At 33.0% G+C, this 15,330-nt stretch carries 10 protein-coding genes; 5 read left to right on the top strand and 5 right to left on the bottom strand.

Annotation, left to right across the window (positions count from 1 at the left end):
* Positions 1–4: 4 nt before the first annotated feature.
* The gene (locus tag C1S72_RS08220; protein WP_104735133.1) at positions 5–1,195 is read left to right on the top strand and encodes a succinylglutamate desuccinylase/aspartoacylase family protein; all 1,191 of its coding nucleotides are present in this window, start codon (positions 5–7) and stop codon (positions 1,193–1,195) included.
* Between the two features lie 50 nt (positions 1,196–1,245).
* On the opposite strand, the gene C1S72_RS08225 is transcribed toward C1S72_RS08220, so the two are convergent.
* The 3 genes from C1S72_RS08225 to C1S72_RS08235 all read right to left on the bottom strand — a co-directional run bounded on the left by C1S72_RS08225 (position 1,246) and on the right by C1S72_RS08235 (position 5,588).
* Entirely contained in the window at positions 1,246–3,042 is a 1,797-nt protein-coding gene (locus C1S72_RS08225) for a M1 family metallopeptidase (protein ID WP_104735134.1), read from the bottom strand.
* 64 nt (positions 3,043–3,106) lie between these two features.
* Positions 3,107–4,714, bottom strand: coding sequence for a S8 family peptidase (locus C1S72_RS08230; protein ID WP_104735835.1), 1,608 nt, complete (start codon positions 4,712–4,714; stop codon positions 3,107–3,109).
* 13 nt (positions 4,715–4,727) lie between these two features.
* Positions 4,728–5,588, bottom strand: coding sequence for an MBL fold metallo-hydrolase (locus C1S72_RS08235; RefSeq protein WP_104735135.1), 861 nt, complete (start codon positions 5,586–5,588; stop codon positions 4,728–4,730).
* 168 nt (positions 5,589–5,756) lie between these two features.
* Between C1S72_RS08235 and C1S72_RS08240 the strand changes: the two genes are divergently transcribed.
* The 3 genes from C1S72_RS08240 (at position 5,757) to C1S72_RS08250 (ending at position 9,822) form a co-directional block, all read left to right on the top strand.
* The gene (locus C1S72_RS08240) at positions 5,757–6,074 is read left to right on the top strand and encodes a DUF202 domain-containing protein (RefSeq protein WP_104735136.1); all 318 of its coding nucleotides are present in this window, start codon (positions 5,757–5,759) and stop codon (positions 6,072–6,074) included.
* 21 nt (positions 6,075–6,095) lie between these two features.
* Positions 6,096–7,865 (top strand): sodium:proton antiporter, encoded by a 1,770-nt coding sequence (locus tag C1S72_RS08245; RefSeq protein WP_104735137.1) that lies wholly within the window; start codon positions 6,096–6,098, stop codon positions 7,863–7,865.
* 100 nt (positions 7,866–7,965) lie between these two features.
* Positions 7,966–9,822: a cation:proton antiporter gene (locus C1S72_RS08250; protein WP_104735138.1), complete on the top strand. Its 1,857-nt coding sequence runs from the start codon at positions 7,966–7,968 to the stop codon at positions 9,820–9,822.
* Here the strand turns inward: C1S72_RS08250 and lepA are convergent.
* Complete coding sequence (gene lepA, locus C1S72_RS08255) at positions 9,819–11,615, bottom strand: translation elongation factor 4 (protein WP_104735139.1); 1,797 nt, start codon at positions 11,613–11,615, stop codon at positions 9,819–9,821. The two genes, C1S72_RS08250 and lepA, sit on opposite strands and share 4 nt — an antisense overlap.
* 159 nt (positions 11,616–11,774) lie before the next feature.
* On the opposite strand from lepA, the gene C1S72_RS08260 reads away from it, so the two are divergent.
* A complete protein-coding gene (locus tag C1S72_RS08260; protein ID WP_104735140.1) occupies positions 11,775–14,201 on the top strand; it encodes an outer membrane beta-barrel family protein in 2,427 nt (808 codons plus the stop codon).
* Here the strand turns inward: C1S72_RS08260 and C1S72_RS08265 are convergent.
* A complete protein-coding gene (locus C1S72_RS08265; RefSeq protein ID WP_104735141.1) occupies positions 14,198–15,295 on the bottom strand; it encodes a TolB family protein in 1,098 nt (365 codons plus the stop codon). The two genes, C1S72_RS08260 and C1S72_RS08265, sit on opposite strands and share 4 nt — an antisense overlap.
* Positions 15,296–15,330 lie beyond the last annotated feature (35 nt).

Consider the following 15,330-nt stretch of genomic DNA (forward strand, 5'->3'; position numbering starts at 1 on the left):
ATACATGGTTGAGGTTAGTAGTCCAGCACTTAAAGAAATTATAAAAACACATCGTATAATCGGAAAGATTAAAGGCAATATAGATGGCCCTACCGTAGTTTTTTTTGGAGGAATTCATGGAAATGAAACTGCTGGTGTATTTGCTTTAAACCATGTTTTTAATCAAATTAACCCGAAAGATGTTTTAGGGACAATCTTTGCTATAACTGGAAATATTCAAGCCTTAAAACAAAATAAACGCTACATAAACGAAGATTTAAATAGACTCTGGTTTGAAGAACGTATTAATAGTATAAAAAAGAAAACTAATTTAAATTATGAGGAAAAAGAGTTAATTGATTTGTACCATCTCATTCACAACATTATTGAAACTGAATCTGGACCATTTTATTTTATTGATTTTCATACAACCTCTAGTAAAACCATTCCATTTATAACTATAAACGATGCCTTAATAAATAGAAAATTCTCAATGCTTTTTCCGGTACCAATCGTATTAGGAATTGAGGAGTATTTAGAGGGACCTCTTTTAAGTTATGTTAACCAATTAGGTTATGTTTCTTTAGGTTTTGAATCCGGACAACATAATGACAAAGACGCTGTGATAAACAGTCAATCTTTTATTTATTTAGCACTTCTTTTTACAAAGGCTATAAAACCTGATGCAGATTTGGATTTTCAGGCGCATTATAAGCAATTACTTGAGCAATGTCATAATATTCAAGATGCTTTTGAGATAAATTATTTACACCGTATAAAACCAGAAGATAATTTTAAAATGGTTGAAGGTTTTAAGAGTTTTGAAAAAATAAGAAAAGAAATGGTTTTAGCAACTGACGTAAACGGCAAAATCACCCCAAAACAACGTGGTAGAATTTTCATGCCATTATATCAAAAAATTGGTGCAGAAGGCTTTTTTATAATAAAACCTATAAAACCATTCTTCTTAAAATTATCCGAGTTTTTAAGACGTGTAAAATTTGATAATTTTTTAGTGATTTTACCTGGCGTTTCTTGGGAAAGCAAACATAAACAGGTATTAGTTGTGAATCTAAAAATAGCAAGGTTTTTAGCGAAATCGTTTTTTCATTTGTTGGGTTATAGAACTCAAAAAATAGATGCCACACATTTAAGACTCTCAAACCGAGAATGGGCTTCAAAAAACATAATGTATAAGAATGAAGACTGGTACTAAAAAAAAGCCACTCGTTAAAGTGGCTTTTTTTAGTACTAGTTTTAATATGGCTATTTTTCCATTACATTATTCTCACGATTAACATCCGCAATACCTTGTTTAGGGTCTATATTAACCGATTTTACAGTTTTTGAAGCTTCAAATGAATAATTAGGATTCGCCCAGGCCCAGTCTGCAATAATGGTTGCTGAAGTTGGCTTCTCACCACGCATCATTTGCAAAGGGATATAATAGTCTTCGGTCGTGCCATCAGTATATGTTACTGTTACATCTAAAGGCATTGGCATTAAACCTATACGCTCTAAATTAATGGTTTTATCTTCAACACTTTTCACACCATAATCAATTGTATTTGTGGTTTGAGTAAAATCTATTAGATACCAATCCAATTCAAAGTCTGTTACCTTTTCAGCAGATCGGATAATATCAATTGGCCTTGGGTGTTTAAAAGCAAAATCATTAAAGTACTTTTTAATAGCTTTTTTAAGGTTTTCCTCACCAATAACATACCCTAATTGAGCTAAAAATACTTCACCTTTACTATAAGCCGAAATACCATAGGCCTGATTAAACTCATAGCGATCAGCGTGCGTAGAAAGCGGTTGTTCCTTACCAGATTTAGCCAGATATAAATAACCTCTATAAGCGTTAACTGTTGGGTTTTCTTTACCTTCATCCATAACTTCATTCATTGCATAATCGCTAATGTAGCTTGTAAACCCTTCGTCCATCCATTCGTGTTTTGCTTCATTTGTGGCTAACAGAAATTGAAACCATGTGTGAGCCAACTCATGAGCAGTTACTCCAACTAGACTACCAAATGAGCGATTACCAGTAATAAGTGTACACATGGCATACTCCATACCGCCATCACCACCTTGAATTACGGAATATTGATCATAAGGGTACTTACCAATATGCTCGCTGAAATACTGCATCAACTCTACTGTTTTTGGTTGAAGCTTTTTCCAACTTTCTTTCTTTTCTTCATCCAATGTGCTCTTGTAGTAAAAATTGAGCATTGGACCATTTGGAACTTGCATGGTATCGTGAATGTACTCTGGATCTGCAGCCCATGTAAAGTCATGAACTTTAGGCGCTACAAAATGCAATGTTTTTTTATCACCTTTTGTTTTTATATCATCTTGCAAGTATCCAGTCCCTCCAACAACATAATCTTTGTCGATAGTTAGTTTGACATCAAAGTCACCCCAAACGCCATGAAATTCACGACCTATATAAGGATCTGCATGCCAGCCTTCAAAATCATATTCAGCTAATTTAGGATACCATTGTGTCATTGATAGTGCCACACCTTCAGCATTATTTCTTCCTGAACGACGAATTTGAATAGGGACTTGCGCATCAAAATCCATATTAAACGTCACAGATTCTCCAGACTGAATAGGTTTTGCAAGTTCAACCTCCAGCACTGTTCCAACGGTTTCATATTTTATTAATTTTCCATTTTGCTTTAATGAATTGACCTTGATATAGCCAATTTCATTGGGTTGTAGTTTACTGATTCTATCTCCTACACGACCATCAGGATCTGCGATGGTTCTCGAACGAATATCCATCTCGCTACCAGGCTGAAAAGCATTAAAATATAAATGGTAGTAAACACGATTTAAAACATCTGGAGAATTGTTAGTATAAACCAAAGTTTGTTTCCCTTTGTATTGATACGACTCCACATCCATATCAATTTCCATTTTATAATCTACATGTTGTTGCCAGTAGCAATTATCATTTGAATTTGTTGGGTTTTGCGCAATGGCTTTATTGCTTGTACCACAAGATAGGATAAGCACAAAGCAGGATGCGATTAAGAATAAATTTTTCATTTGATTGAAGTTTAAAAAAAATCCTATCACTTTAGGATAGGATTTTTTAAGATTTTGAATTGTTTTATTTCATTTGGCTTGCCATAATTAATGCGTTGTAAGCATTAACCATTTTAGCTGATTTAGTTAAGTCTCCAAACGGTCTAACATCTTCAGGATTTCCGCCAACAACAACGTTGGTTTTTACAGGTAATCCAGAATCTAAAATAACCTGCTTCACTTGTTCGGCAGATAACTTCGGATAGTATGATCGAATTAATGCAGCTACACCAGCTACTGCAGGAGCAGCCATGGATGTTCCACCCTTTGTATCGTATTCATTTTCTGGAGTTGTAGAATACACTTTGGCTCCTGGAGCAAAAACATCAACATTATACTTTCCATAATTTGAGAATCCTGCAATCATTCCTGAACCGTATTTTGGTTCTAGCGCTCCAACTGTAATAAAGGTTTTTGAAACTTCAGGACCTGTTCCGATAGCATCGTTTGGATACACATCTTTTTTGTCAATATCAATTCCTTCGTTTCCAGCTGCGTTAATGAACAACACATCGTTATCACTAGCATAAGCAATAGCATCACGAACCCAATCACTATGTGGTGAGTAATACTTCCCAAAACTTCCGTTTATAATTTGAGCGCCATTATCAACAGCGTAACGTATAGCTAGTGCAATATCTTTATCATATTCATCACCATTTGGAACCGCTCTTAAGCTCATTATTTTTACATTATTAGCCACGCCATTTGCGCCCAAACCATTGTTGCGTTCTGCGGCAATAATTCCAGCAACGTGTGTCCCGTGACTTTCACCTTTTTCAGAAGGCATAACGTTGTTGTTTCCATAACCAACATCAGATAAATTATCAGGATCATCACCAGTTGTTCTTCCTTTCAACTCTTTGTTTAAATTGGCATTTAATTGATCAGTATAATACTCAACGCCTCCTTTTATAGCTTTTAATGCAGCATCAGTATTATCAAAACCATTACCATACATGTTTTGAAGCATCGCTTTGGCTTGATTTACTGTAGCGTCGTCAGATTTAATAGCCTCAACATCTTCTTTTGAATAGTCTTCTTTCTTTAAATGTTTTGAAACAGTTTCGTCAGCGCTTTTTACCATTTCATAAATTTGGTCGTAACGTTGTTTATTTGATAAAGCTTCTTGGTATTTCTCTTCGTATTCGGCAACAGCAGCATCATATTGTGGATTACTTTTATCACCTTTAACTATTATACGAACAAATTCTAACTGCTCATCATAGGTGTCTCCTAAAAAGTTCCAACCATGGATATCATCAACATAGCCATTTTTATCATCGTCAATTCCATTTCCTGGAATTTCATCTTCATTGGTCCAGACAACACCATCTAAATCTTCATGTTCGATATCAATACCTGAATCGATAACAGCTACAATTACTGTTTTTCCTTTTTTATCTTTAATAATTTCAGCATAAGCCTTATCAACACTCATTCCAGGGATGGTGTCAGCAACCAGGTCTAAATGTCCCCAATTGTGTTTTTCACTTTCAGTTAGCTCTGTTTCTTTTAACGGGACGTTGTCTATATTTTCAACAGGAGTTGATAATACTGCTGACCCACCACCACAACTTGTTAAGATTATCGCTGTAAAAGCAATAAAAAAGAAGGATTTAATTAATTTCATTGTATAATTTATTTTAGTTAAATATATCATTACAGCTAAAAACTTCGTTTAAACGCACGCCTTTTTCAGTGTTTTTTACTGTAATTATTTCATTATGTGCATCGTGTTCCAAAAATAAGTAATAATTATTATCTGCCGCCATTTTAAGAAACTTTTCTTTCTCGTCCAATGTCAACAACGGTCTTGTGTCATAACCCATTACAAATGGTATTGGTAAATGTCCAGCAGTTGGTAATAAATCGGCCATAAAACATATGATTTTTCCTTGGTATTTAATCATAGGAATCATTTGTTTGTCGGTATGTCCATTTACAAAGAAAATATCAAAACCCAATTTTGAGTTTTGTAATAAATCTAATTTTGGAAGCGATGTGAATTTTAACTGACCACTTTCTTCCATGGGTAAAATATTTTCTTTTAAAAAGGAAGCTTTCTCTCGCTTATTGGGTTTTGTTGCCCATTGCCAATGATCTTGATTACTCCAAAAATGGGCATTTTTGAAAGCAGGCTCATATCCTGTTCGGTCTTTATTCCATTGAATGCTACCACCACAATGATCAAAGTGTAAATGAGTCATAAAAACATCAGTAATATCATCTCGATGAAAACCGTGTTTCTTAAGCGATTTATCAATAGAATCATCTCCCCAGAGAAAATAATAACCAAAGAACTTTTCACTTTGTTTGTCTCCCATTCCAGTATCAATTAATGTTAATCGATTACCATCTTCAATTAATAAGCAGCGCGCTGCAATATCAATCATATTGTTGTTGTCCGCTGGGTTGGTTCTTGTCCAGAGTGATTTTGGTACCACACCAAACATGGCACCACCATCTAGTTTAAAATTACCAGCATTTATAGGGTATAGGTTCATATTTGAATGAAATATTGCTTTGCAAATTACTAAAAGCAACAAACATTATCTGGTGTAAACATCATTAATTAGAGCTTTTTTAACATTTTTAATAAATTTTGTATCTTAATGATATACTTTTATAATAGAAATTTTTGCCAAATGAAATCTACTCCCAAAATAAAAAAAATGAAATTATTGAGGTTTGGTCGAGACTTCAATCCAGACGAACAGGTTATATTGAGAGATTATTTAGCAATTGAGCGAACCCGATTAGCTAATGAGCGAACGCTATTGTCTTATATACGATCATCACTGTATTTGCTTTTGGGTGGCATTGCGTTTTTTCAGCTAAAAGAATTTACAAATTTTAAATATTTGGCCATTTTATCATTGATTTTTAGTGGTATTTTTTTTGTAATAGGAATATACCGATTTACCTTACTTAAGAAGAGTCTGAAAAGAGTATACTATAAATCTGAAGAAAAAGCTAAAGAGGTAGATTAATACTACTAATTACGGTCAACAATGGATTTATTTATAACATTTGCTATAATTCTAGTTGGTGTTTTTCTGTTTGTGAAAGACTACTTTTCAATTGATACAACTTCAATACTAATTATGGCAATGTTTATTGTCGCTGGTGTTTTAAGTCCAGAAGAAGGCTTTTCAGGATTTAATCACCCAGCAACCATTACGCTAGGCTGTATTTTTGTAGTTAGTGCAGGCGTTTTTAATTCAGGAATATTAGATGGATTAAGTTATAAAATTATTAAAGTAGCAAAAACACATTATAGTGTTGCGCTCATGGTGTTTTGTTGTATTTCAGGTTTATTTTCAGCGTTTATTAATGATACAGCTGTTGTTGCGTTGTTACTTCCTATTGCTTTAACTGTTTGTAGAGAAACAAATATCAAGCCCAGCAGGCTTTTAATACCTATTTCTTTTGCAGCCTTATTTGGTGGCACATGTACCTTAATAGGCACATCTACAAATATTTTAGTAAGTAGTTATGCAAAGAAGCATGGCGTTGAAGAGTTTGGAATGTTTGAATTTAGCGGTGCGGCTTTATGTCTTTTAGCTATTGGATTTACTTATATTTTTATCATTGGCCCTCTGTTATTGCCTAAAAACAGAGGCGAAAACAATGAGCTTACAAAACGAGCAGAGTCATATATAACTGAACTTTTTGTTGAGGAAAACTGTGTAGATATTAATACACTACTAGGAAAATCACAACTTGTAAGTGATTATCATGTTAATGTACTTTCAATTCTTAGAAATGAAGTTTTAAAACACAATTTTAGTTTAGACACAAGAATATTAAAAGGAGATATCTTAAAAATAATTGTCCCTCCCGAAACACTGTCTAGGCTTTTAGATTTAGATGGTTATAGTATTAAAGGCTCAAATCGCATGAAGCTTGCTGAAGAAAAATTTAAATCTTTCAATCTTTATGAGGTTATTATTCCTTTTGGATCCAGCTTATCTGGTATGTCTCTAAAAGGAATTAATTTTAGGAATCAATATAATTCTTCAGTGATTGCAATACGTCATAGAGGGCAGAATAAGTATGATAAATTGAGCCATATTTTATTAAAAGAAGGAGATATGCTTCTTATTTTGGGACAAGAAGAGGAAATAAATAATTTAGAATCCAATAAAATCATTGTAAGACTTTCAGAGTATAAGAAGAAAAAAACAAACTATACAAAAGCTATTCCAGCTGTCATGATAGGTATTGGCGTAGTTTTGGCAGCATCATTAAATATAACATCTATATTGATTAGTGCTATGGTTGGAGCTTTGTTAATGATTATAACTGGAATTTTAAAACCAGTTGAAGCCTATAAAGCTGTTGAATGGAAAGTGATTTTTATGATGGCTGGTGTTTTATCTATGGGAACAGCTCTGGAAAAAGTAGGAGGCGCCACATTAATAGCAAACAACATAAAAGAAACCTTGGGACAATATGATGCTCAAATTACATTGAGCTTAATTTATTTAGTTACTTTTATTTGTACTAATTTAATTTCTAGCAAGGCAACAGCAGCTTTGATGACTCCAATAGTAATTAGTCTATCTGAAGCTATGCAAATTAGTAATCGCCCTTTTTTAGTTGCAGTAATGTTTGCTTGTTCTTTAACATTTATGACACCAATGAGCTATCCTACTAATACAATGGTCTATGCTCCTGGGAATTATAAATTTACTGACTTTCTTAAATTTGGAACTCCGTTAAACTTTCTTATTTGGATTGCTGCTACATTTATAATTCCACAATTTTTTCCGTTTTAACAGGAATACTTTGTTATAAAGATGGGTTGTTATTATAAATCATTTTTAAAAAAGTGTCATTTTAAATTTTTATTCATATTTTTCCCTAAAACTTAATAGCATGGTAGAATTAGCTGGTATAATCATTTTAGGAATTTTAGCGCAATGGTTTGCATGGCGATTAAAAATTCCTGCAATTTTACCTCTAATCCTTATTGGACTTTTGGTTGGTCCAATAGCTGCTGAATTTTTAAGTGAAGACGGGACAAAATGGATTGAACCTATTTGGAACGGTAAAAAAGGTCTTTTTCCAGGTGATGGTTTATACTATTTTGTGTCATTAGCCATTAGTGTGATTTTATTTGAAGGAGGATTAACACTCAAGAGAGATGAAATCAGGAATGTCGCTCCATCTATTACAAAGCTTATAACACTTGGATCTATTATTACGTTTTTTGGAGGAGCAATTGCTGCGCATTACATATTTTATCTAAGCTGGGAAGTTTGTTTTTTATTTTCAGCTTTGATTATAGTTACAGGACCAACAGTTATAACACCTATTTTAAGGAATATTCCTTTAAAGAAAGATGTTTCAGCAGTTTTAAAATGGGAAGGAATCTTAATAGATCCTATTGGTGCTTTAGTGGCAGTATTGGTATTTGAATTTATAAGTGTAGGAGGTGATAGCGGTTTTACTAAAACAGCTTTTATTGAGTTTGGTAAGATTATATTATTCGGTACAACGTTTGGCTTCACATTTGCTCACGCCTTAAAATTTGTGATTAATAAAAATTTGATTCCTCATTATTTATTAAATGTTGTATCGCTTTCAACAGTTTTATTGGTGTTTGTAGAGTCGGATATATTTGCTCATGAGTCAGGCCTCTTGGCTGTTGTTGTTATGGGAATGGTTTTAGGCAATAGTAATCTTCAAAACCGAAAAGAACTTCTTTACTTTAAAGAATCTTTAAGTGTACTTCTCATATCTATTTTGTTTATTTTACTAGCAGCAAATATTAGCGTTGAAGATTTATTGCTATTATATAATTGGAATACTGCTGTATTGTTTGCCATAGTTGTTTTTGTAATAAGACCACTTGCGGTTTTTTTGAGTACTGCAGGTTCTAAACTTAAATCAAATGAAAAGGTATTTATTAGTTGGGTTGGTCCAAGAGGTATTGTAGCAGCGGGTATTGCTTCATTATTTGGAACAAAGCTTATTAAACAAGGTGTGGAAGGCGCTGAATATATTACGCCGTTGGTGTTTATGATTGTTTTAGGAACAGTTCTTTTAAATGCAACGACGGCTAGAATGGTAGCGCGAGCTTTAGGTGTTTTCTTAACAAAAAGCGAAGGTATTTTAATTGTTGGGGCTTCAAAATTTGCTCGTATAATTGGCAATTATTTAGAGTCTAATCAAAGACACGTTGTATTAATTGATAACAATCAATCAAATATTGATGCAGCTCATGAACTAGGGCTTGAAGCTTTAAATGTTAATATATATTCAGAAACTTTAACAGATAACATTGAGTTGAATGATGTTGGATATCTTATGGCAATGACTGCCAATGCTGATATTAACAAATACACTATAAATAAATTTAGTAAACAGTTTGGTGAAAATGGTAGTTTTAGATTGGTAACACGTGAGGAAATGCAGAATAACGAAAACAGTCCTAAAGAGGGCTTATTTTCACATACAGACGATTATGTAAGAATAACGGAAGTCACTAGAAAATATCCTTTAATTCATGAAATACCAGTCAAGGATAAAGCGCATTATGACAAACTTATAGAAATTACGAATAAAAATAATGATATGATTCCTCTTTTTGTAAAAGATGAAGAAGGTGAGTTGCATATCATTTCTTCATACAGTAAAGAAACCGATAAAATAAATAATAAATGTCAGTTGGTTTATTTAGGCAAAGCATTAGATATCAAAACAGAATCTAAAGCTCAAGAAGAAACTTAATCATTAAGCTTCAGTACTGCCATAAATGCCTGTTGCGGAATTTCCACATTTCCTACTTGACGCATTTTCTTTTTACCTTTTTTCTGCTTTTCAAGAAGTTTACGTTTTCTTGAAATATCACCTCCATAACATTTTGCAGTAACATCTTTACGTAAAGCTTTTATGGTTTCACGAGCAATAATTTTAGCGCCAATGGCAGCTTGGATTGGGATATCAAATTGCTGTCTAGGTATTAACTCTCGAAGTTTTTCTGTTATCTTTTTACCAATATTATATGCATTATCAGCATGAATTAGAGCCGACAAAGCATCAACTGGTTGAGAATTTAAAAGAATGTCCACACGAACCAATTTTGAAGATCGCATTCCAATAGGCGAATAATCGAATGAGGCATAACCTTTAGAAACTGTTTTTAATCTATCATAAAAATCAAATACAATTTCGGCCAGAGGCATATCAAAGGATAGTTCAACACGTTCCGTTGTTAAATACGTTTGATTAGTAATTACACCGCGCTTATCAATACAAAGCGACATGACATTACCAACAAAATCTGATTTTGTGATAATAGTAGCTTTTATGTATGGTTCTTCAACACGATTTAATGTTGAAGGCTCTGGTAAATCACTAGGGTTATTAACTATAATAATTTCATCTGGATTTTTATTTGTAAAGGCGTGATATGACACGTTAGGAACTGTTGTAATAACAGTCATATCAAACTCACGTTCCAATCGTTCTTGAATAATTTCCAAGTGCAACATCCCTAAAAATCCACAACGAAATCCGAATCCTAAAGCTGCAGAACTTTCTGGTTGAAATACTAAAGACGCATCGTTTAATTGCAATTTTTCCATTGAAGCACGCAAGTCCTCATAATCTTCGGTATCAACAGGATATATTCCAGCGAAAACCATTGGTTTTACATCTTCAAATCCGCTAATTGCATTTTTAGTTGGGTCTTTAGCATCAGTAATGGTATCACCAACTTTCACTTCTTTTGCTTCTTTTATACCAGTAATTAAATAACCTACATCGCCAGCTTTTATTTCTTGTTTTGGAAGTTGTTTTAGTTTGAGTGTCCCAACTTCATCAGCAAAATAATTTTTATTTGTCGCAATAAATTTAATTTGCTGTCCTTTTTTAATAGAGCCGTTAATGACTCTAAAATATGTCTCTACACCACGAAATGGATTATAAACAGAATCAAATATCAGTGCTTGAAGCGGCTCATCAACATTACCTTTTGGAGCAGGAATACGCTCTATGATTGCAGAAAGAATTTCTTCTATACCAATACCAGTTTTAGCACTTGCAGGAATAATTTCATCACGATCACAACCTAATAAATCAACAATATCGTCTTTAACCTCTTCAGGGTTAGCGCTTGGTAAATCGATTTTATTGAGAACTGGGATAATTTCTAAATCGTTTTCTAAAGCTAAATATAAATTTGAAATAGTTTGCGCCTGAATACTTTGAGCAGCATCGACAATAAGTAAAGCGCCTTCACAAGCCGCTATAGATCGAGAAACTTCATAAGAAAAATCCACATGACCTGGCGTATCAATTAAGTTTAAAACAAACTGCTCTCCTTTATAAACATAATCCATTTGGATGGCGTGAGATTTTATGGTAATACCACGTTCACGTTCCAAATCCATATTATCTAATAACTGATTTTGTTTCTCACGCTCGGTTACTGAACCTGTAAAATCCAATAAGCGATCAGCAAGAGTACTTTTTCCATGATCAATATGCGCAATAATGCAAAAATTTCTAATGTGCTTCATAATCTCTAATCTAGCATAACAAAACTAGTTTGCAAATATAATTGTTTTATTATGCTTTAAATATTTATACTAACAATATTGCAACACAAATTTCATTTACTGTAAAACCGTAAACAAAAGTTTAAAACAATTTTTATATTGCAATTCCAAAAGAACTCAATGAATCTTAAAATAAAACGTGTAGTACTGTTATTCAGTATTTTAACCTCTGGGTTTATATTCGGGCAAGATTTATCCGTTTCAGGTTTTATTAGTGATGTAGATGACAACCCTATTTCTTTTGCAAATATTGTGCTACTTTCAACCGCAGATTCTACTGCAATAAAAGGAACCACATCAAATGATAAGGGTTTTTTTCTAATCGAGAACGTTACGCCAAACAACTATCTTTTACAAACAAGTTTTATAGGATTCAAGCCAAATTATCAACTTATCAGTGTTGATGATTTAAGTGTAGAAGTAGGTAATGTAATACTGGAAGAATCAGCCGAAGCACTTGATGAAATATCTATAATTGCCAAAAAACCAACGGTAAAAAAAGATGCGGATAGATTGGTTTTTAATGTTGAAAATACCGCTTTAAGCGAGGGCAATGTTATGGAAGTAGTAAGAAATACACCAGGCGTTTTAGTTTTAGATGGTTCCATTTCGGTAAAAAATACCACACCTACAGTATATATTAACGACAGAAAAGTACAGCTCTCTAATGCTGAACTGATGAATTTATTGGAAGGATCGCCTGCCAGTAGTATAAAATCTGTTGAAGTTATAACAAACCCTGGAGCAAAATACGACGCTTCTGATGGTATTGTAATCAACATCGTGATGGGAAAAAACCTTATAACAGGTTATCGTGGAACTGTTTATGCAAATTACACCCAAGGGTTTTACCCTAGATACAACGCAGGTATTACTAATTATTACAAAAACAATAAAATAAATGTTTTTGCCAGTTATAGTTATAATAATGAAAAAATAGGACGCCTAAATGATGAGCAAGTAAATTTTATAAATGATAGTGATGCTATTTATGAACGTTGGGATTCAGATTTTGATAGAACTACAAAATCACAAACGCATACTATAAACACTAATTTTGACTATTTTATTAATGACAATAATACCTTAAGTTTCTCTTCTAACTTACTATTTCTACCAAAGTTTGATTATGTTACAAACGGTCAAACCAATGTTTTTGACCAGAATTACAGTGGGCTTTATAATTTTGATAATATAAATAACACCAATGACAATAAATATAATTTGGGTTTTGATCTAGATTATGTTAGTAATTTTGATAGTGGAAGCAGTTTATCACTAAACATACACCTAACGACCTATGATTACAATAGAGATCAAAAGGTTAACAGTAATTATTATTTTTCAGATAACAGTTTGAATTTTTCTAATGCTTTTGAAACGGTTTCTAAACAAAACACTATAATTAACACAGCTCAAGTTGATTATAGCTTGCCTCTTTCAGAAAGTAATAGCTCCTTTTCTTTTGGTGCCAAAAGTTCTTTTGTGAATACAGATAGTGAAATTAATCAGTTTGATATTGAAAACGGAAATCTAGTTTTTGATTCTAATAATTCTAATGCGTTTGATTATAAAGAAAGTGTATTTGCTGCCTATAGTTCATTTGAAAAGAGTTGGGAAAAGTTTGATTTAAGCATAGGTCTTCGCGTTGAGCAATCAAATATTGAAGGAAAGTCCTTAATTACAAATAATACTCTTACACAAGATTATTTTAATTGGTTCCCAATTGCCAGTTTAAGTTATCAAGCCTCTGAAAAAGTAAGTTTATATACTAACTATAAGCGCAGTATTCAAAGACCAGACTATCAATCTTTAAATCCCTTTAGGTTCTTTTTGAACGACAATACTATTGTGACGGGAAACCCTAACTTACAACCAGCGTTAACGGATTTTGTTGAAATAGGCACTTCATTAAATGGTAATATTTATGTCCAAGCTTATTATAAAGACACCGAATCAAACTTTATGGAATTGCCATTACAGGATAACGATAATAATTTATTGATTTATACACCAACAAATCTAGAAAACACTACAGAGTATGGGTTTGATTTTATAACATTTTTTGATTTAACCTCAAGGTGGAATGTTTATTTTGTAACGTCTGTTTACAACTTGGAGGAACAGGCCATTATTAACGAAAGTCTTTTAAATAGAAATATGTGGTCAAATTATTCAGAATTGAGTAATTCCCTTTCCTTATTGAAAGACAACAGTTTATCTGTTACCCTTTCCCTTGTGTACATAAGCAAAAATCAACAAGGCTTTCAAACTGTTGACGCACAACTTTACAGTGATTTAGCTATAAAAAAGACTATTTTTAATAAACACGGTGTGCTAACTTTATCCGCGGGTGATTTGTTTAACCAACAAGACTATAGTGTTAGAACAAAATATTTAAGACAAGATAACTATCGATTCATGAATATTGATAACCGATTTGTAAAACTAGGCTTTAGCTACAAATTTGGTAATACGGGTCTTGAAACTAACCAAAGAACCAAAGAGAAAAACGAGCGTGACCGTTTAGAAAAATCTGGAAACTAATCCTGCCATTCAGCAATAAATAAATTGGTGTCGCGTCCACCTCCATTATTTCTATTAGATGAAAAGACTAACTTTTTCCCATCGTTTGAAAAAACAGGAAACGCGTCAAACGTATCGCTATGTGTAACACGTTCTAAATTTTTTCCATCAATATCAATCAGGTATAAATTAAATGGGAATCCGCGTTCAGATTCAAAATTTGAAGAGAATAAAATCTTTTCACCACTAGGGTGAAAAAACGGACTCCAATTGGCATTTCCTAAATCGGTAAGTTGGCGCAAATCACTACCATCTGCATTACAAATATAAAGCTCCATTTGTGTTGGTTGTACAAGACCTTCCGACAAAAGATCTTGATATTCTTTTATAGCTTCTTTAGTTTTTGGACGTGATGAACGGAAGATAATTTTGGTTCCGTCAGGCGAAAAGAAAGCTCCGCCATCATAACCTAATTCAAAAGTAATTTGCTTAACATCACTGCCATCAAGATTCATAGTGTATAATTCTAAATCACCACTTCTATCTGAAGTAAAAACTATTTTATCGCCTTTAGGAGAAACAGTTGGCTCAGCATCATAGCCCTTTTCGTTGGTTAATTGAGCTGTAATGTTGCCTTCCAAATCAGCTAAAAAAATATCATAGGTGTCATAAATTGGCCAGATATATTTACCGTTTTTACGTAATGGTGTCTCTGGACATTCTTCTCCACCCAAGTGTGTTGAAGCATATATAATGTGTTCGTTGTCAGGTAAAAAATAAGCACAAGTTGTACGGCCTTTACCCGTGCTTATCATTGGTGGTATGTTGTCTTTAAACGTTTCATCAACATTCATTAAAAACATTTGATCGCAATTTACATTCCAAGCTTTGTTATTTGATTGAAAAACCAGTTGCTTATCATCAAAGCTCCAATAAGCTTCAGCATTATCACCACCAAAAGTAATTTGTTTAATGGACTTAAAATGTGTCTCTTCAGGATATATTAAAGAGTCAACCCATTTTGTAGCACCAGAATCAGCATCAGTAGCTTGGTTTTTATCCGTTTTACATGAAATGGTTATGAGTAAGATGAAGATGTAAATATAACTTTTCATTGTGTTTACAATATATAAATGTGGCAATTATTGCT

The organism is Hanstruepera ponticola, from assembly GCF_002940745.1.
Taxonomy (GTDB): Bacteria; Bacteroidota; Bacteroidia; order Flavobacteriales; family Flavobacteriaceae; genus Hanstruepera; species Hanstruepera ponticola.